The 15,255-nt window shown below is 48.9% G+C and carries 27 protein-coding genes and 1 pseudogene; all 28 read right to left on the bottom strand.

Translation table 11 applies throughout. From position 1 onward, the window contains the following. Window positions 1-206: 206 nt before the first annotated feature. On the bottom strand, window positions 207-1,499 hold the full coding sequence (gene eno / locus GWK09_RS08435; protein WP_163692718.1) for a phosphopyruvate hydratase: 1,293 nt from the start codon (window positions 1,497-1,499) through the stop codon (window positions 207-209). Window positions 1,500-1,600: 101 nt separating this feature from the next. Further along, window positions 1,601-2,728 carry a glutamine-hydrolyzing carbamoyl-phosphate synthase small subunit gene (carA, locus tag GWK09_RS08430; protein ID WP_163692716.1) on the bottom strand — a complete coding sequence of 376 codons (1,128 nt, stop codon included), beginning with the start codon at window positions 2,726-2,728 and terminating at the stop codon, window positions 1,601-1,603. Between the two features lie 225 nt (window positions 2,729-2,953). Beyond that, window positions 2,954-3,463, bottom strand: a pseudogene (gene rplQ, locus GWK09_RS08425) (50S ribosomal protein L17); the annotation flags it as partial. A gap of 61 nt (window positions 3,464-3,524) precedes the next feature. Further along, window positions 3,525-4,517 (bottom strand): DNA-directed RNA polymerase subunit alpha, encoded by a 993-nt coding sequence (locus tag GWK09_RS08420; protein WP_163692712.1) that lies wholly within the window; start codon window positions 4,515-4,517, stop codon window positions 3,525-3,527. Between the two features lie 17 nt (window positions 4,518-4,534). Then, complete coding sequence (rpsD, locus tag GWK09_RS08415) at window positions 4,535-5,140, bottom strand: 30S ribosomal protein S4 (protein WP_163692710.1); 606 nt, start codon at window positions 5,138-5,140, stop codon at window positions 4,535-4,537. A gap of 94 nt (window positions 5,141-5,234) precedes the next feature. Continuing rightward, on the bottom strand, window positions 5,235-5,639 hold the full coding sequence (gene rpsK, locus GWK09_RS08410; protein ID WP_163692708.1) for a 30S ribosomal protein S11: 405 nt from the start codon (window positions 5,637-5,639) through the stop codon (window positions 5,235-5,237). 11 nt (window positions 5,640-5,650) lie between these two features. After that, entirely contained in the window at window positions 5,651-6,025 is a 375-nt protein-coding gene (rpsM, locus tag GWK09_RS08405) for a 30S ribosomal protein S13 (RefSeq protein ID WP_163692706.1), read from the bottom strand. Window positions 6,026-6,027: 2 nt separating this feature from the next. Then, window positions 6,028-6,144 (bottom strand): type B 50S ribosomal protein L36, encoded by a 117-nt coding sequence (gene ykgO / locus GWK09_RS08400; RefSeq protein ID WP_010519235.1) that lies wholly within the window; start codon window positions 6,142-6,144, stop codon window positions 6,028-6,030. Window positions 6,145-6,156: 12 nt separating this feature from the next. Beyond that, complete coding sequence (gene infA / locus GWK09_RS08395; protein ID WP_013305172.1) at window positions 6,157-6,372, bottom strand: translation initiation factor IF-1; 216 nt, start codon at window positions 6,370-6,372, stop codon at window positions 6,157-6,159. Window positions 6,373-6,375: 3 nt separating this feature from the next. Continuing rightward, window positions 6,376-7,716 carry a preprotein translocase subunit SecY gene (gene secY / locus GWK09_RS08390; protein ID WP_163692704.1) on the bottom strand — a complete coding sequence of 447 codons (1,341 nt, stop codon included), beginning with the start codon at window positions 7,714-7,716 and terminating at the stop codon, window positions 6,376-6,378. Between the two features lie 13 nt (window positions 7,717-7,729). Next, window positions 7,730-8,182, bottom strand: coding sequence for a 50S ribosomal protein L15 (gene rplO, locus GWK09_RS08385; RefSeq protein ID WP_163692702.1), 453 nt, complete (start codon window positions 8,180-8,182; stop codon window positions 7,730-7,732). Between the two features lie 15 nt (window positions 8,183-8,197). Then, window positions 8,198-8,377 carry a 50S ribosomal protein L30 gene (gene rpmD / locus GWK09_RS08380; protein WP_163692699.1) on the bottom strand — a complete coding sequence of 60 codons (180 nt, stop codon included), beginning with the start codon at window positions 8,375-8,377 and terminating at the stop codon, window positions 8,198-8,200. A 6-nt stretch (window positions 8,378-8,383) separates the two neighbouring features. Then, window positions 8,384-8,908: a 30S ribosomal protein S5 gene (gene rpsE, locus GWK09_RS08375; protein ID WP_163692697.1), complete on the bottom strand. Its 525-nt coding sequence runs from the start codon at window positions 8,906-8,908 to the stop codon at window positions 8,384-8,386. Window positions 8,909-8,917: 9 nt separating this feature from the next. Continuing rightward, the gene (gene rplR / locus GWK09_RS08370) at window positions 8,918-9,274 is read right to left on the bottom strand and encodes a 50S ribosomal protein L18 (protein WP_163692695.1); all 357 of its coding nucleotides are present in this window, start codon (window positions 9,272-9,274) and stop codon (window positions 8,918-8,920) included. Between the two features lie 10 nt (window positions 9,275-9,284). Continuing rightward, the gene (gene rplF, locus GWK09_RS08365) at window positions 9,285-9,827 is read right to left on the bottom strand and encodes a 50S ribosomal protein L6 (protein WP_163692693.1); all 543 of its coding nucleotides are present in this window, start codon (window positions 9,825-9,827) and stop codon (window positions 9,285-9,287) included. A gap of 19 nt (window positions 9,828-9,846) precedes the next feature. Continuing rightward, window positions 9,847-10,245 (bottom strand): 30S ribosomal protein S8, encoded by a 399-nt coding sequence (gene rpsH, locus GWK09_RS08360; protein ID WP_163692691.1) that lies wholly within the window; start codon window positions 10,243-10,245, stop codon window positions 9,847-9,849. A gap of 22 nt (window positions 10,246-10,267) precedes the next feature. Further along, complete coding sequence (gene rpsN, locus GWK09_RS08355) at window positions 10,268-10,537, bottom strand: 30S ribosomal protein S14 (protein WP_163692689.1); 270 nt, start codon at window positions 10,535-10,537, stop codon at window positions 10,268-10,270. A 1-nt stretch (window position 10,538) separates the two neighbouring features. After that, window positions 10,539-11,090, bottom strand: coding sequence for a 50S ribosomal protein L5 (gene rplE / locus GWK09_RS08350; RefSeq protein WP_163692687.1), 552 nt, complete (start codon window positions 11,088-11,090; stop codon window positions 10,539-10,541). 2 nt (window positions 11,091-11,092) lie between these two features. Then, window positions 11,093-11,404: a 50S ribosomal protein L24 gene (gene rplX, locus GWK09_RS08345; RefSeq protein ID WP_163692685.1), complete on the bottom strand. Its 312-nt coding sequence runs from the start codon at window positions 11,402-11,404 to the stop codon at window positions 11,093-11,095. A 12-nt stretch (window positions 11,405-11,416) separates the two neighbouring features. Then, window positions 11,417-11,785: a 50S ribosomal protein L14 gene (gene rplN, locus GWK09_RS08340; RefSeq protein ID WP_129605547.1), complete on the bottom strand. Its 369-nt coding sequence runs from the start codon at window positions 11,783-11,785 to the stop codon at window positions 11,417-11,419. A 2-nt stretch (window positions 11,786-11,787) separates the two neighbouring features. Then, window positions 11,788-12,045, bottom strand: coding sequence for a 30S ribosomal protein S17 (gene rpsQ, locus GWK09_RS08335; protein WP_066424976.1), 258 nt, complete (start codon window positions 12,043-12,045; stop codon window positions 11,788-11,790). Window positions 12,046-12,058: 13 nt separating this feature from the next. Then, complete coding sequence (gene rpmC / locus GWK09_RS08330) at window positions 12,059-12,250, bottom strand: 50S ribosomal protein L29 (RefSeq protein WP_163692684.1); 192 nt, start codon at window positions 12,248-12,250, stop codon at window positions 12,059-12,061. An 18-nt stretch (window positions 12,251-12,268) separates the two neighbouring features. After that, window positions 12,269-12,691: a 50S ribosomal protein L16 gene (gene rplP / locus GWK09_RS08325; protein WP_163692682.1), complete on the bottom strand. Its 423-nt coding sequence runs from the start codon at window positions 12,689-12,691 to the stop codon at window positions 12,269-12,271. A gap of 18 nt (window positions 12,692-12,709) precedes the next feature. Then, complete coding sequence (rpsC, locus tag GWK09_RS08320; protein ID WP_163692680.1) at window positions 12,710-13,420, bottom strand: 30S ribosomal protein S3; 711 nt, start codon at window positions 13,418-13,420, stop codon at window positions 12,710-12,712. 1 nt (window position 13,421) lies between these two features. Next, window positions 13,422-13,829 carry a 50S ribosomal protein L22 gene (gene rplV, locus GWK09_RS08315; protein ID WP_163692678.1) on the bottom strand — a complete coding sequence of 136 codons (408 nt, stop codon included), beginning with the start codon at window positions 13,827-13,829 and terminating at the stop codon, window positions 13,422-13,424. Window positions 13,830-13,836: 7 nt separating this feature from the next. Further along, entirely contained in the window at window positions 13,837-14,115 is a 279-nt protein-coding gene (rpsS, locus tag GWK09_RS08310) for a 30S ribosomal protein S19 (protein WP_163692676.1), read from the bottom strand. A 13-nt stretch (window positions 14,116-14,128) separates the two neighbouring features. Continuing rightward, a complete protein-coding gene (gene rplB / locus GWK09_RS08305; protein WP_163692675.1) occupies window positions 14,129-14,953 on the bottom strand; it encodes a 50S ribosomal protein L2 in 825 nt (274 codons plus the stop codon). A 9-nt stretch (window positions 14,954-14,962) separates the two neighbouring features. Continuing rightward, window positions 14,963-15,253 (bottom strand): 50S ribosomal protein L23, encoded by a 291-nt coding sequence (gene rplW, locus GWK09_RS08300; RefSeq protein WP_163692673.1) that lies wholly within the window; start codon window positions 15,251-15,253, stop codon window positions 14,963-14,965. Window positions 15,254-15,255: the final 2 nt, after the last annotated feature.

Raw genomic sequence — 15,255 nt, 5'->3', positions numbered from 1 at the left:
CCGAGATTTAATGGAATTTTAGCAATCCTGATACTTCCTCCCGAACCTCCTGATCACGACCATGAATAAGATGGTGTCTCTTCCCATGGCCGGTTGATTGGGAAATACGCCTATAACTCCCGAAAAAGGCAGAAACGCATGAAAGAATGATGGATAAAAAAAAGCCTTTCGGCTGTCCGAAAGGCTTTCATTGGATTGAATATGCTTTAATGACCCACCTTAAAGGCATCCTTCCCCGGATAATAGGCCACTTCCCCCAATTCTTCCTCAATGCGAAGCAACTGGTTGTATTTGGCCATTCGGTCCGACCTGGATGCGGAACCTGTCTTGATCTGACCCGTATTCAGGGCCACGGCCAGGTCTGCAATTGTGTTGTCTTCCGTTTCCCCGGACCGGTGAGACATAACGCTCGTATACCCAGCATTCTTGGCCATGTTCACCGCGGCAATGGTCTCTGTAAGGGTACCGATCTGGTTGACCTTGATCAGGATAGAGTTCGCGATCCCTTCGGCGATACCACGTGACAGCCTGGTCACATTGGTCACAAAGAGGTCGTCACCTACCAGCTGTACCTTATCCCCTATAAGTTCGGACAGGATCTTCCAGCCCTTCCAGTCATTTTCGTCCATCCCGTCCTCTATGGATATGATGGGGTACTTGTCACAAAGGGAAGCCAGGTATTTAGCCTGTTCTTCAGAGGTCCTGACGGCTCCCTTGTCCCCTTCGAATTTGGTGTAGTCGTATTTGCCGTTCACATAGAATTCGGCCGCGGCACAATCCAGGGCCACCATGACCTCATCCCCGAACTTGTACCCGGCGTTCTTTACCGCCTTGGCGATGGTATCCAGGGCGTCCTCCGTGCCGTCTAATGTGGGGGCGAAACCGCCCTCGTCACCCACAGCAGTGCTTAGGCCCCGGTCGTGCAGTACTTTTTTCAGGTGATGAAAGATCTCTGTTCCCATCTGAATGGCATGGGAAAAACTCTTCGCCTTTACCGGCATGACCATGAATTCCTGGAAGGCGATGGGGGCGTCGGAATGCGATCCCCCGTTGATGATATTCATCATGGGCACGGGCAAAGTATTGGCACTCACCCCTCCCACATAGCGATAAAGAGACATCCCCATCTCATCTGCTGCCGCCTTGGCCACTGCCAGAGAGACACCCAGGATGGCGTTGGCGCCCAGCTTGGACTTATTAGGGGTCCCGTCCAACTCTATCATGGTCTTGTCAATGAGGTTCTGATCGAAGACCATCATCCCCCTGATCTTCTCGGCGATCACCGTGTTGACATTCTCAACGGCTTTAGAAACTCCCTTGCCCATATAGGCTTTGCCTCCGTCCCTAAGTTCCACGGCTTCGTGCTCTCCTGTGGAAGCTCCGGAAGGGACTGCTGCCCTTCCCATGACACCGTTTTGCGTTAATACGTCTACTTCAACGGTCGGGTTGCCCCTGGAATCAAAGATCTGGCGGGCGTGTACATCAAGGATGATACTCATAATACGTTACTTTTTCTGGTTGATTTCTTTCTTTTCAAAGATACAAAAGGACCCCGTGAATCAGAGGGGGTTCCCGAAATAATGGCATGGAAATCTGTTCGTCAGACCGAGACATTCACATCGGCATGGGCCCTGATCATCTCAAAGAACTGATCGAACAGGTAGGTTGCGTCATGCGGACCCGGACTGGCCTCGGGATGGTACTGGACCGAAAAGACATTCTTGTTCTTCATTCGTATCCCGGCCACGGTGTGGTCATTCAGGTGCATGTGAGTGATTTCGAGGTCCGGATGGGATTCGGTCTCCTCCCGGTTGATGGCAAACCCGTGGTTCTGAGAGGTGATCTCCCCTTTACCTGTCTTCAGGTTTATCACAGGATGGTTGATCCCCCTGTGCCCGTTGAACATTTTATAGGTAGAGACCCCATTGGCCAGGGCAATGATCTGGTGCCCCAGGCATATCCCGAACAGGGGTTTATCCTGGGCAATGATCTGTCTGGCAGTCTCAATCACACCTTTCAGAGGCTCAGGGTCACCCGGCCCATTGGATATGAAGTAGCCATGGGGGTTCCACGCCTCCAGCTCCGAAAATGGGGTGTCATACGGAAAGACCTTGATATAGGCGTCCCTGGCAGCCAGGTTCCTGAGAATATTCTTCTTGATACCGATGTCCAGGGCTGCGATCCGAAAGGTCGCATTCTCCTGCCCGTAGTAATAGGGTTCTTTGGCAGACACCTTGGAAGCGAGTTCCAACCCCTCCATACTCGGCACTTTTTTCAATTCGGCTTTGAGGGTATCAATCTCGTCAACCCGTGTGGAGATCACGGCATTCATCGCCCCGTGGTCCCGGATATAACTCACCAGGGCCCTGGTGTCCACATCCGAAATGGCGAGGAGGTTGTTTTTGTTGAGAAAGTCGAGCAGGCTACCGTCCGCATCAGGCCTTGAATAATCATAACTGAAATTTTTACAGATGAGTCCGGCGATCTTTACCGTATCGGATTCCACCTCATCCTCATTGGCTCCGTAATTCCCGATATGGGCGTTGGTCATCACCATCAATTGCCCGAAATAGGAAGGATCCGTAAAGATCTCCTGATATCCGGTCATCCCTGTGTTAAAACAAACCTCACCAAAAGCCGTTCCTTCGGCATTCCCTACGGATTTTCCGTAAAAGATTGTGCCGTCAGCGAGCAAGATCAGTGCCTTCTTCTTGGATTGATACTTCATTGAACTGTTTTTTTGGTTTCACAAATAAAAAGAAAAAAAGGATAGGCTTTTAGGCCTATCCTTTTCAATTTTCCAGACGTTGTAAACATCTTATGCCTTCGCATCATCAGATTTTGATTCTGCTGAGTCCTCATTCGTTTCATTCTTCGGTGCTTCAGCCTTTGGCTCCTCTGCCTTGGGCTGGGCCTCGGCTTTTGCTTTGGGCTCAGCTTTCTCCTCCTTTTTGGCCTCAGCGGCTTTTGGGGCTTCCACTTCCTCAACCATTTGTGTAGCTTCCGCAGCCGGCTGAGCTTTTTTGGAACTCCTGCCCCTTCGGGTGGATTTCTTCTTTTTAGCCTTCCCGGCATTGTAGACCTCGTTGAAATCGACCAGTTCGATCATCGCCATATCTGCGTTATCTCCCTGTCTGTTCCCCAATTTGATGATCCTTGTGTATCCTCCGGGACGGTCACCCACCTTTTCAGCTACGGTGCTGAACAATTCGGATACCGCATACTTGTCGCGGAGGTTCTTAAATACGATACGCCTGTTGTGCGTACCCTTTTCCAGTGACTTATTGTTCTCCGCCTTTGATTTCGTGATCAATGGCTCTATGAACAGTTTCAAGGCCTTGGCCTTGGCCACCGTGGTGTTGATCCTTTTGTGCTCGATCAGGGAACAGGCCATATTGGCCAGCATGGCCGACCTGTGTGCTGTCTTCCTGCTCAAGTGATTGACTTTCTTACCGTGTCTCATGGTTTCGTACTATATGATCTTCAACCCCTGCCCAGACGAGCATCCCGGGGAGAAGCGGGTATTAATCTTTATCTAATTTGTATTTTGACAGGTCCATCCCGAAGTTCAGTCCCTTGTTGATGACGAGTTCTTCCAGCTCGGTCAGCGACTTCTTTCCGAAATTCCTGAATTTCATCAAGTCGTTCTTGTTAAAAGATACCAGGTCTCCCAGAGTATCGACCTCTGCAGCCTTCAGGCAATTCAGCGCCCTTACAGACAGGTCCATATCCACCAGCTTGGTCTTTAACAACTGCCTCATGTGCAGGGACTCCTCATCATAGGTCTCTGTCTGTGCGATCTCATCTGCCTCAAGGGTGATGCGCTCATCGGAGAACAGCATAAAGTGGTGAATCAACACCTTCGCAGCCTCTGTGAGGGCCTCTTTTGGGTGGATGGAACCGTCAGTGACGATCTCGAAAACCAGTTTTTCATAGTCGGTCTTCTGTTCTACCCTGAAGTTCTCTATGCTGTATTTGACGTTTTTCACCGGGGTGAAGATGGAGTCTACCGCGATGCTGCCAATGGGAGCGTTCGACTTTTTATTCTCTTCAGCAGGCACATATCCCCTTCCCTTTTCAATGATCAACTCCATGTTGATACTGACTTTCGGGTCCATATTACAGATCACCAGTTCCGGGTTAAGCACCTGGAAGCCGGAGATGAATTTCTGAAAATCTCCCGCGGTAAGCTGATCCTTGCCACTGACGGATACGGATACGGTCTCTTCGTTCACATCGTCGATCTGTCTCTTAAACCGAACCTGCTTTAAGTTGAGGATGATCTCAGTTACGTCTTCCACTACCCCTTCGATCACCGAAAATTCATGTTCAACCTTGTCAATCCTCACCGATGTAATGGCGAATCCTTCCAAAGAGGAAAGCAATACTCTTCTGAGTGCGTTCCCGACAGTTAATCCATAACCAGGTTCCAAAGGGCGGAATTCGAACTTCCCTTCGAAATCTGAGGAATCGATCATTATAACTTTATCGGGTTTCTGAAAATTAAATAATGCCATAGTCAGGTATATGTGGTTTATTTAGAGTATAACTCAACGATTAATTGTTCTTTGATGTTCTCGGGGATCTGCATCCTCTCGGGAACGGATACAAAGGTTCCTTCCTTCTTTTCAGAGTTCCAGGTGATCCACTCGTACACACTGCTGTTGGCTGACAGCGAGTCCTGAATCGTCTGCAGGGATTTGGATTTTTCCCTCACTCCTACCACATCCCCTGGATTCAGGGAATAAGAGGGTATATTGACCACATCTCCGTTTACGGTGATATGCCTGTGGGAAACCAGCTGGCGTGCTCCGCTCCTGGAGGTAGAAATTCCCATCCTGTAGACCACGTTGTCTAGTCGGGATTCGCACAACTGAAGCAGTACCTCCCCGGTAACGCCCTTGCTGCGGTTAGCCCTTGCAAAAAGGTTGCGGAATTGCCTTTCGAGAATACCGTAGGTATACTTGGCCTTTTGCTTTTCCATCAACTGGATCGCATACTCCGATTTTTTACCGCGACGCCTGTTGTTACCGTGCTGTCCCGGTGGGTAATTCTTCTTTTCGAACGATTTGTCATCGCCGAAGATCGCTTCACCGAATTTACGGGCGATCTTTGATTTTGGTCCTGTGTATCTTGCCATCTTCTTTGAAATTAAAAGTGTGATTATGAATTAAGGCTTATCCTTCGATAATCGTAACTACACTTTTGTGAGAAATTTATTTAGGAAATAAGTATTAAACTCTTCGTCTTTTTGGTGGCCTGCAGCCGTTGTGGGGCATTGGGGTAACGTCGATGATCTCGGTGACCTCTATCCCGGCATTGTGCAGGGAGCGAATCGCTGATTCCCTACCATTTCCTGGCCCCTTCACGAACACCTTAACCTTCCTCAGACCCGCTTCATGAGCTGTCTTAGCACATTCCTCCGCTGCAACCTGAGCCGCATAGGGGGTATTCTTTTTGGAACCCCTGAATCCCATTTTACCGGCGGAGGCCCAGGAGATCACATCCCCTTTCTTGTTGGTCAGGGAGATGATGATATTGTTGAATGAAGCGGTGATGTGTGCCTCACCTGTCGATTCGACAATGACCTTGCGTTTCTTGGTCGATTTTGCAGCTGTTTTTGTACCTGTCTTTGCCATCTTATGCGCTATTACTTAGTAGCTTTTTTCTTGTTAGCCACTGTTTTTCTTTTTCCTTTACGGGTCCTGGAATTGTTTTTGGTCCGTTGCCCGCGCAAAGGGAGTCCTGATCTGTGTCGGATCCCGCGGTAGCAACCGATATCCATGAGCCTTTTGATGTTGAGCTGGTTCTCGGAACGCAACTCCCCTTCGATCTTGTAAGAAGAAACCGCGTCACGGATCCGGCCGATCTCGTCGTCTGACCAGTCGGACACCTTGGTATCCGCATTCACCTGAGCCTTGTCCAGGATCTCCTGAGCCCTGCTCTTTCCAATTCCGAAGATATAGGTGAGGGCTATTACACCTCTTTTTTGTTTTGGGATATCTACCCCTGCGATTCTTGCCATAATTACCCTTGTCTTTGTTTGAATCTGGGATTCTTCTTATTGATTACGTACAATCTGCCTTTTCTGCGAACAATCTTGCAGTCGGCGCTTCTTTTCTTTATCGATGCTCTTACTTTCATGTCTCGAGTTTCTTAATATCTATATGTAATTCTAGCCTTGGTAAGGTCATATGGACTCATTTCCAGTTTAACCTTGTCCCCGGGCAAAAGCTTGATATAGTGCATTCGCATTTTCCCCGAGATATGAGCGGTTACCACATGTCCGTTCTCCAGTTCAACCCTGAACATGGCATTGGACAATGCTTCAATGATACTTCCGTCCTGCTCTATTGCTGCTTGTTTGGCCATATCCTATGCTACTTTTCTGTTCTTTCCGGTTTTCATGAGTCCGTCGTAATGACGGTTCAACAGGTATGCATTCACCTGTTGTACGGTATCTATTGCCACACCCACCATGATAAGCAGGGAGGTCCCTCCGTAAAACAGAGCCCAACCGGACTGAATGTCAATCAGCTTCACCACAATGGCAGGCAATACTGCAATGATGGCGAGGAAGACCGAGCCTGGGAGGGTGATCAGGGACATGATCTTGTCCAGGAAATTTCCTGTTTCCTTTCCGGGCCTGATACCGGGAATAAATCCACCGCTCCTTTTCAGATCATCTGCCATCTTGTTCGTCGGTACGGTGATGGCCGTATAGAAATAAGTGAAAATGATGATCAACAGGGCGAAAAGGATGTTATAGGCCAGCCCGAAAATATCCTGGAACTGTACTTCCATCCATTGCCCTACCGCCGTATCGTTAAAGGTACGTCCGAGCAGACCGGGGGCAAACATGATCGCCTGGGCGAAAATGATCGGCATTACCCCTGAAGCGTTCAGTTTCAAAGGTATGTATTGCCTGCTCCCCATGATATTCTTTTCATAACCCCCTGAAGCAGATCTCCTGGCGTACTGTACTGGGATCTTGCGCGTAGCCATCACCAGCAGGACGCTGGCCAGGATGACCACGAACCACAGGATCACTTCAACGAGTATAAGCATAGGGCCTCCGTTCCCGTCCAGCCTTGTAACCGCTTCCTGTACAAAAGCCTGGGGCATGGTGGCGATGATCCCGATCATGATCAGGAGGGAGATCCCGTTTCCGATACCCTTGTCGGTGATCTTTTCACCCAGCCACATGGCAAATACACAGCCTGTTACCAGGATGATCACGGAAGGAATGATGAAACCCATGCCTTTCCCCAGTAAGAATGCACTGTCCGGAACCCCAAGGGCACCCAGACTGTAAAGGTATGCCGGCGCCTGGACGATACAGATCCCTATGGTGAGCCAACGGGTGATCTGGTTCTTGGTCTTACGGCCGCTTTCCCCTTCTTTATCGAGCTTCTGAAGATATGGCACGGCGATCCCCATCAACTGCACCACAATGGATGCAGAAATATAGGGCATGATCCCCAGGGCAAAGACCGAAGCATTCGCGAAGGCACCGCCGGTAAAGGCGTTCAAAATACCGAGAATCCCTGTTTCTGTCTGACTGGTTAAGGCCGCCAATTGTGAGGTATCAATACCGGGAAGGACCACCTGTGCACCAAAACGGTAGACAAGTAAAAGGCTGAGGGTCATCAGAATCCTTTTCCTCAGCTCTTCTATCTTCCAGATATTTGATATGATCTCAAAAAATTTCTTCATAAGGCCCGTTCTCTTATAGTGTTATTGCTTCTCCTCCGGCAGCCTCTATCGCCTTTTGGGCACTTCCGGTGAATTTGTGGACAGTGATCTTCAGGCCTGCTTTCAGTTCACCTCCACCCAATATTTTGACAAGGTCGTTCTTTCCGGCCAGTCCGTTTGCGATCAGATCCTCCAGCGTAACGGTCTTCTTTACGGCCCCGCTATCTACGAGTTCCTGTAGCGAACTGAGGTTGATACCCCGGTAGGACACGCGGTTGATATTGTTGAAACCGAACTTGGGGACGCGGCGTTGAAGCGGCATCTGTCCACCCTCAAAACCTATTTTCTTGGAATACCCGGAACGCGACTTGGCTCCCTTGTGTCCCCTGGTGGCAGTTCCTCCTTTTCCGGATCCCTGACCCCTACCTATGATCTTTCCATCCTTGTGAACGGAACCTTCGGCTGGTTTTAAATTGCTTAAATTCATTTCGTCACGCTTTTCTTAAGCTTCTTCCGTAGAAACCAAATGTTTAACTTTATTGATCATACCCAGGATGTTCGGGGTGTCTTCGTGTACCACCTGTTGTCCTAATTTCCTGAGTCCGAGGGCCTCCAGGGTCCTCTTCTGATTCTGAGGCCGCTTAATGCTGCTCTTTACCTGAGTTACTTTTATCTTTCCCATCGTTCCTTATCCTTTAAAAACTTTTTCAAGGGCAATACCGCGCTGTGCAGCAACCGTCCTGGCATCCCTTAACTGGAGCAGGGCGTCGAAAGTTGCCTTGACCACGTTGTGAGGGTTGCTTGAACCCTGAGACTTGGACAAAACGTCCTGTACTCCTACGGATTCCAGTACCGCGCGTACCGCGCCCCCGGCTATAACTCCTGTACCGTGGGAAGCAGGCTGAATGTATACCCTTGCTCCTCCGTATTTGCCTTTCTGCTCATGAGGCAGCGTACCTTTGCTCAAAGGGATGCGAACCAGGTTCTTCTTGGCATCCTCTATAGCTTTGGCAATGGCTGTGGCGACTTCCTTAGATTTGCCAAGGCCGTGTCCTACCACTCCTTTCTCGTCTCCGACGACCACGATGGCGGAGAAGCCGAAAGCTCTCCCCCCCTTGGTTACCTTGGTGACACGTTGAACGCCTACCAGCCTGTCTTTGAGTTCAAGACCTCCGGGTTTTACTGTTTCTACATTCTTGTATTTGCCGTACATAGTAATCGCTTAAAATTTTAATCCGCCTTCTCTGGCACCTTCTGCCAATGATTTAACACGTCCGTGGTAAAGATTTCCCCCACGGTCAAAAGCTACCGACTCAATACCGGCCTTTAAGGCTTTCTCAGCCAGGGTCTTGCCCACGAGTGCGGCGATTTCTGTTTTGGTGCCCTTGGTCTTGCTCAGTTCCTTGTCTCTGGAAGAAGCAGCTACCAGGGTCTTACCCTCAGTATCGTCTATGATCTGGGCGTAGATCTCCTTGTTGCTCCTGTACACAGACAGTCTGGGCCTTTCAGTGGTGCCGAAAGAAATCTTTCTGATTCTCCTTCGGATGCGGTCCCGTCTTTCAGTCTTTGATAATGCCATGATCTCTTACTTATGCTGATTTACCTGCTTTTCTTCTCAATTGCTCACCGACAAATTTGATCCCTTTTCCTTTGTAGGGCTCTGGCTTGCGGAAGGAACGGATCTTAGCCGCGACCTGTCCGATCAACTGCTTGTCATGCGAGGTCAGTTTGATGGTTGGGTTCTTCCCCTTTTCCGAAGTGGTCTCCACTTTGACCTCGGGAGCCAGATCGATGATGATGTTATGTGAGAATCCCAGGGCGAGGTCCAGTTTCTGGCCCTGATTGCTGGCTCTGTAACCAACCCCTACCAGTTCCAATTCTTTGGTCCAACCTTTAGACACTCCCTTTACCATATTGAATACCAAGGACCTGTAAAGTCCGTGCTTGGTCCTGTCATCCTTAGAATCTGAGGGTCTGGTGATCCACACCTGTCCGTCCTCTACCTTTATTTTCACGGAGGAGAATTCCTGAGAGAGTTCACCCAGTTTTCCTTTGACGGTAATGATATTGTCCCGGACCTCTACAGTAGTTCCCTCTGGGATCGCTATCGGATTGTTACCTATTCTAGACATTTCTTATACTTTTTTCTTTTTAATAAACGTAGCAAAGCACTTCGCCACCGACGTTCTCCTGCTTGGCCTGCTTGCTGGTCATCACCCCGTGAGAGGTGGAGACGATCGCGATACCCAGGCCGTTCAACACCCTTGGCAGATCTTCGTGACCTGCGTATTTGCGCAATCCCGGCTTGCTGATTCGCTGGATCTTCTTGATCACAGGCTCTTTGGTCTGTTTATCGTACTTAAGGGCGATCTTGATGGTTCCCTGTACTTTGTCTTCCTCGAATTTATAGCTCAGGATATAGCCCTGATCGAACAAAATCTTGGTGATTTCCTTCTTGAGGTTGGAAGCCGGTATTTCTACTACCCTGTGACCCGCCCTGCTGGCGTTTCTTATTCTTGTCAAGTAATCGGAGATAGGATCTGTAAACATGTTCTTTCCTTTTTAAGTAGTATTACCAACTTGCTTTTTTAACTCCCGGGATCAACCCTTTGTTGGCCATTTCCCTGAACATTACCCTGGATAACCCAAAGGTCCTCATGTATCCCCTTGGTCTTCCGGTGAGCTTGCAGCGATTGTGCATGCGAACAGGAGAGGCGTTCCTGGGCAGTTTTTGCAATGCCTCGTAATCGCCGGCCTCTTTGAGGGCCTTTCTCTTCTCTGCGTATTTCGCTACCATTTTAGCCCTTTTGCGTTCGCGGGCTTTCATTGATTCTTTAGCCATACTAATTCTTTTTAAACGGCAGACCCAATTCTGCCAGAAGGGATTGTGCTTCTTTATCGGTTTCTGCGCTGGTCACAAAAGTGATATCCATTCCATTGATCCTGTTGATCTTGTCAATATTGATCTCCGGAAAGATAATCTGCTCCGTGATCCCCAGGTTGTAATTCCCACGTCCGTCAAAGCCCGTGGCCCTGATCCCCTGGAAATCCCTTACCCTGGGCAATGCGGTGGTCACCAGCCTGTCGAGGAATTCGTACATCTTCTCTCCCCTGAGGGTCACCTTGGCCCCAATGGGCATTCCTTTTCTCAGCTTGAAGGAAGCCACGTCCTTCTTAGAGATCGTGGAGACAGCCCTCTGGCCGGTAATTGCGGTGAGTTCATCCACGGCATGGTCGATGAGTTTCTTATCCGCTACTGCGGCACCCACACCCCTGCTGACAACGATCTTCTTCAACTTGGGGACCTGCATGATATTGCTGTACCCAAATTCCTCCTTCAGCGCTGCGATCACCCGCTCTTGATATTCTTGCTTTAATCTTGGAACGTAAGCCATAACTATATTACCTCGTTAGATTTCTTTGAAACCCGCACTTTCTTACCATCCCTTACCTCATAACCTACCCTGGTGGTTTCCCCTGATTTCTTGTCGATCAGAGACAGGTTGGAAATATGGATGGGTGCTTCTTTTTTTACAATCCCCCCTTGAGGGTTCTTGGCGCTTGGCTTTTCGTGTTTGGAAACGGTATTGACACCCTCCACGATAGCCTTGTTCTTCTCTCGGTCTACAGATACGACTTTGCCCTCAGATCCCTTATGGTCTCCGGCTACAACCCGAACTGTATCCCCTGTTTTTATTTTCAATTTCATCTTCTTGTATAATTATAGCACCTCGGGAGCTAATGAAACAATCTTCATGAACTGTTTGTCCCTGAGCTCTCTGGCCACAGGACCAAAGACCCTTGTACCCCTCATCTCCCCGGTAGGGTTCAGAAGTACACAAGCATTGTCGTCGAACCTGATGTAGGATCCGTCAGGACGCCTTACTTCTTTTTTGGTGCGCACAACCACAGCTGTGGAGACTGCACCTTTCTTGATGGTTCCGTTTGGAGTAGCCTCCTTTACAGAAACCACGATCTTGTCTCCTACGGAGGCGTATCTTCTCTTGGTACCACCCAGGACACGGATGGTCAACACCTCTTTTGCTCCGGTGTTGTCTGCCACTTTAAGTCTAGATTCTTGCTGTAACATAATTATTTAGCTCTTTCAAGGATTTCTACCAATCTCCAGCATTTGGTCTTACTCAAAGGTCTTGTTTCCATGATCTTTACAGTATCCCCAATATTGCAGTCATTGGTTTCATCGTGTGCAACATATTTCTTTGTCCGCAATACGAACTTACCGTACATAGGGTGCTTTACCCGCTTTACTTCGGAAACCACAATGGATTTCTCCATTTTGTTGCTGGTTACAACGCCTACTCGTTCTTTTCTTAAATTTCTTTTTTCCATAAAGCAGAACCCGTTATTGGTTTTCCCTTTTTGTTAATTCTGTGGCCAGTCTGGCTACTGTCCTCTTTACTTTCCTCAGCTGGAGTGGATTCTCCAGGGGGGTCACAGCGTGGGCCATCTTCAGATCGGCATGCTTCTTCTGAAGGTCCGCCAACTTCTCCTTCAAGTCCTCTACCGACAATTCTTTTATCTCTGATTGTTTCATGGTATTATCCCTTTGAAATTAGGCGGCTTCGTAATCCCTAGCCACGACGAATTTTGTTTTTACCGGTAATTTTTGAGCTGCCAGCCTGAGTGCTTCCTGGGCAACGTCCATAGGAACTCCGGCTACCTCGAACATGATCCTGCCGGGCTTTACTATGGCCACAAAGTACTCCGGCGCACCTTTACCCTTACCCATACGTACCTCGAGAGGCTTTTTGGTGATCGGTTTGTCCGGGAATATTTTGATCCATAACTGACCCTGTCTTTTCATATAACGGGTTGCGGCTATACGGGCAGCTTCGATCTGACGCGAGGTGATAAAGGCAGAATCCATCGATTTGATCCCAAACATCCCATTGGAAAGTTGGTGACCTCTTCCGGAATTCCCCTTCATACGGCCTTTCTGCGCTTTGCGAAACTTTGTCCTTTTCGGCTGTAACATGTCTTCCTACTTTACTAATTATTTTCTTCTGCGTTTCTTTCCGGTGTCCGGCTTTTCCTTTCCGGTTCCTTTAGACATTCCCACTAGAGGAGAAAGATCTCTTTTCCCGTAAACCTCACCTTTCATGATCCACACCTTGATACCCAGACGTCCATAGGTTGTATGGGCCTCGTCCGTAGCGTAATCGATATCGGCCCTGAAGGTAGACAACGGGATCCTTCCTTCCTTATAAGACTCGGAACGCGCCATTTCAGCTCCGTTCAAACGTCCGGAGATCATCACTTTTATACCTTCGGCATTCATCCTCATCGCAGCGGCAATCGCCATTTTGATGGCTCGCCTGTAAGAGATCCTGTTCTCGATCTGACGGGCTACACTCGCGGCTACCAGATTGGCATCGACCTCGGGCCTCTTGATCTCAAAAATGTTGATCTGAACCTCCTTGTCGGTGATCTTTTTCAATTCCTCCTTCAGCTTGTCAACTTCCTGACCTCCTTTTCCGATAATGATACCGGGCCTGGCCGTTGTGATGGTCACCGTGATCAGTTTAAGGGTCCTTTCGATGATTACCCTAGAAACACTGGCTTTGGCCAAACGGGCGTGAACATACTTCCGGATCTTGTCATCCTCTGCGAGTTTGTCCCCGTAATCATTGCCTCCGTACCAGTTGGATTCCCATCCTCTGATGATTCCCAGGCGGTTTCCTATTGGATTTGTCTTCTGTCCCATACTAAGCTTCTGTATTATTGTTAGCACCTACCACCAGGGTGACATGGTTTGAACGTTTTCTTATCCTGTGAGCCCTTCCCTGAGGTGCAGGCCTGAGGCGCTTGAGCATTCTTCCTGAATCTACGCGGATCTCCTTCACGATGAGATCAGCCTCTTCGATGTTCGCGTCCTCGTTCTTTGCCTGCCAGTTGGCAATAGCGGAAAGCAAAAGTTTTTCCAGCCTGCGGGAGGCTTCCTTCGGATTGAACCTGAGGATGGCAAGTGCCTTTTCTACCTCTGCTCCTCTTACCAGGTCGGCGACCAGGCGCATTTTACGGGGCGAGGTAGGACAGTTGTTGAGCTTCGCAAATGCCAGCTCTTTCTTCTCTGCCTTGATTCTTTCGGCCATTTGTTTTTTTCGAACTCCCATAGCTTACTTACTTTTTACCTTTATTTTTAGCTCCGGCATGACCTCGGAAGGATCTCGTCGGTGAGAATTCCCCTAATTTGTGTCCTACCATGTTCTCAGTCACATAAACGGGAACGAATTGCTTTCCGTTGTGAACAGCGATGGTCTGACCCACGAAATCAGGTGTGATCATGGATGCCCTAGACCAGGTCTTGATCACGGTCTTCTTGCCTGAGTCTACATTCTGCCTGACTTTCTTCTCCAGACTGAGGTGAACGTAGGGTCCTTTTTTTAGTGAACGTGCCATTTCTTTCTACTTTTTATTTCTTTCTACGTTCTATGATATATCTGTTGGTATCCTTGGTCTTGGAACGCGTCCTGAAGCCTTTGGCCGGAATACCTTTCTTGGATCTTGGGTGACCTCCAGAAGCCCTTCCTTCACCACCACCCATCGGGTGATCCACAGGGTTCATGGCCACTGGCCTTGTTCTTGGCCTTCTGCCCAACCAGCGGCTGCGGCCGGCCTTACCGGATACGATCAGCTGGTGGTCAGAGTTGGAAACGGCACCAATGGTAGCCGTACAGTTGCCCAGTACCATCCTCGTTTCACCAGAGGGTAACTTGATCGTTACGTATTTGCCCTCTTTCGCCATCAATTGTGCAAAAGTACCTGCGCTTCTGGCAAGAACTGCACCTTGTCCGGGTCGCAATTCAATACAGGAGAGGATCGTACCAAGGGGGATCTCATTGATCGGCATGGCATTGCCGATCTCAGGGGCTGACCCTGTTCCGGATACCACTGTCTGCCCGATTTGCAATCCGTTCGGGGCAATAATGTAGCCCTTTTCACCATCCTTGTACTCAATCAGAGCGATAAAGGCGGTTCTGTTAGGGTCGTACTGAATCGATTTTACCTCGGCCTCCACACCGTGCTTCATCCTCTTGAAATCGACCAGACGATACCTTCTTTTGTGACCACCGCCCCTGTGGCGCATGGTCATCTTTCCATGACTGTTTCTACCTCCCGACTTTTTTAACGGAGCAAGCAAGCTTTTCTCCGGCTTGTCAGCAGTAAGCGCGTCAAATCCGTTTACTACTTTAAATCGCTGTCCGGGAGTGATCGGTTTTAATTTTCTAACTGACATTTGGTGTCTTTATAGATTACTGTAAAAATCAATGACATCACCCTCAGCAACATCGACAATGGCCTTTTTATAGGCGTTTGTCTTCCCTTGCTGAATCCCTGTCTTTGTGTACTTGGTCTTTCTTGTCGGGCCGTAATTCATGGTCCTCACTTTCTTTACAGAGACTCCGTAAGTACCTTCCACTGCATCCTTGATCTGCAATTTGTTGGCCCTGGGATCCACGATGAAGCCATAGCGGTTGTGCAACTCGCTGTCTGCTGTCATCTTTTCCGTAATGATAGGTTTTATTAACACACTCATGA

Origin of the sequence: Muriicola jejuensis (assembly GCF_010671595.1) — a bacterium.
In the GTDB taxonomy this organism is placed as follows: Bacteria; Bacteroidota; Bacteroidia; order Flavobacteriales; family Flavobacteriaceae; genus Muriicola; species Muriicola jejuensis.
Note: the sequence above shows the minus strand (reverse complement) of the source record. Positions and strands in the feature narration are given on the sequence as shown.

Bases quoted from the DNA above. Each gene is read 5' to 3' on its own strand.
- eno (WP_163692718.1), bottom strand. From the start codon at position 1,499: ATGAGTATCATCCTTGATGTACACGCCCGCCAGATCTTTGATTCCAGG.
- carA (WP_163692716.1), bottom strand. From the start codon at position 2,728: ATGAAGTATCAATCCAAGAAGAAGGCACTGATCTTGCTCGCTGACGGC.
- GWK09_RS08420 (WP_163692712.1), bottom strand. From the start codon at position 4,517: ATGGCATTATTTAATTTTCAGAAACCCGATAAAGTTATAATGATCGAT.
- rpsD (WP_163692710.1), bottom strand. From the start codon at position 5,140: ATGGCAAGATACACAGGACCAAAATCAAAGATCGCCCGTAAATTCGGT.
- rpsK (WP_163692708.1), bottom strand. From the start codon at position 5,639: ATGGCAAAGACAGGTACAAAAACAGCTGCAAAATCGACCAAGAAACGC.
- rpsM (WP_163692706.1), bottom strand. From the start codon at position 6,025: ATGGCAAGAATCGCAGGGGTAGATATCCCAAAACAAAAAAGAGGTGTA.
- ykgO (WP_010519235.1), bottom strand. From the start codon at position 6,144: ATGAAAGTAAGAGCATCGATAAAGAAAAGAAGCGCCGACTGCAAGATT.
- infA (WP_013305172.1), bottom strand. From the start codon at position 6,372: ATGGCCAAACAAGCAGCAATAGAGCAGGACGGAAGTATCATTGAAGCA.
- secY (WP_163692704.1), bottom strand. From the start codon at position 7,716: ATGAAGAAATTTTTTGAGATCATATCAAATATCTGGAAGATAGAAGAG.
- rplO (WP_163692702.1), bottom strand. From the start codon at position 8,182: ATGAATTTAAGCAATTTAAAACCAGCCGAAGGTTCCGTTCACAAGGAT.
- rpmD (WP_163692699.1), bottom strand. From the start codon at position 8,377: ATGGGAAAGATAAAAGTAACTCAGGTAAAGAGCAGCATTAAGCGGCCT.
- rpsE (WP_163692697.1), bottom strand. From the start codon at position 8,908: ATGTACGGCAAATACAAGAATGTAGAAACAGTAAAACCCGGAGGTCTT.
- rplR (WP_163692695.1), bottom strand. From the start codon at position 9,274: ATGGCATTATCAAAGACTGAAAGACGGGACCGCATCCGAAGGAGAATC.
- rplF (WP_163692693.1), bottom strand. From the start codon at position 9,827: ATGTCTAGAATAGGTAACAATCCGATAGCGATCCCAGAGGGAACTACT.
- rpsH (WP_163692691.1), bottom strand. From the start codon at position 10,245: ATGTTTACAGATCCTATCTCCGATTACTTGACAAGAATAAGAAACGCC.
- rpsN (WP_163692689.1), bottom strand. From the start codon at position 10,537: ATGGCTAAAGAATCAATGAAAGCCCGCGAACGCAAAAGGGCTAAAATG.
- rplE (WP_163692687.1), bottom strand. From the start codon at position 11,090: ATGGCTTACGTTCCAAGATTAAAGCAAGAATATCAAGAGCGGGTGATC.
- rplX (WP_163692685.1), bottom strand. From the start codon at position 11,404: ATGAAATTGAAAATAAAAACAGGGGATACAGTTCGGGTTGTAGCCGGA.
- rplN (WP_129605547.1), bottom strand. From the start codon at position 11,785: ATGTTACAGCAAGAATCTAGACTTAAAGTGGCAGACAACACCGGAGCA.
- rpsQ (WP_066424976.1), bottom strand. From the start codon at position 12,045: ATGGAAAAAAGAAATTTAAGAAAAGAACGAGTAGGCGTTGTAACCAGC.
- rpmC (WP_163692684.1), bottom strand. From the start codon at position 12,250: ATGAAACAATCAGAGATAAAAGAATTGTCGGTAGAGGACTTGAAGGAG.
- rplP (WP_163692682.1), bottom strand. From the start codon at position 12,691: ATGTTACAGCCGAAAAGGACAAAGTTTCGCAAAGCGCAGAAAGGCCGT.
- rpsC (WP_163692680.1), bottom strand. From the start codon at position 13,420: ATGGGACAGAAGACAAATCCAATAGGAAACCGCCTGGGAATCATCAGA.
- rplV (WP_163692678.1), bottom strand. From the start codon at position 13,829: ATGGGAGTTCGAAAAAAACAAATGGCCGAAAGAATCAAGGCAGAGAAG.
- rpsS (WP_163692676.1), bottom strand. From the start codon at position 14,115: ATGGCACGTTCACTAAAAAAAGGACCCTACGTTCACCTCAGTCTGGAG.
- rplB (WP_163692675.1), bottom strand. From the start codon at position 14,953: ATGTCAGTTAGAAAATTAAAACCGATCACTCCCGGACAGCGATTTAAA.
- rplW (WP_163692673.1), bottom strand. From the start codon at position 15,253: ATGAGTGTGTTAATAAAACCTATCATTACGGAAAAGATGACAGCAGAC.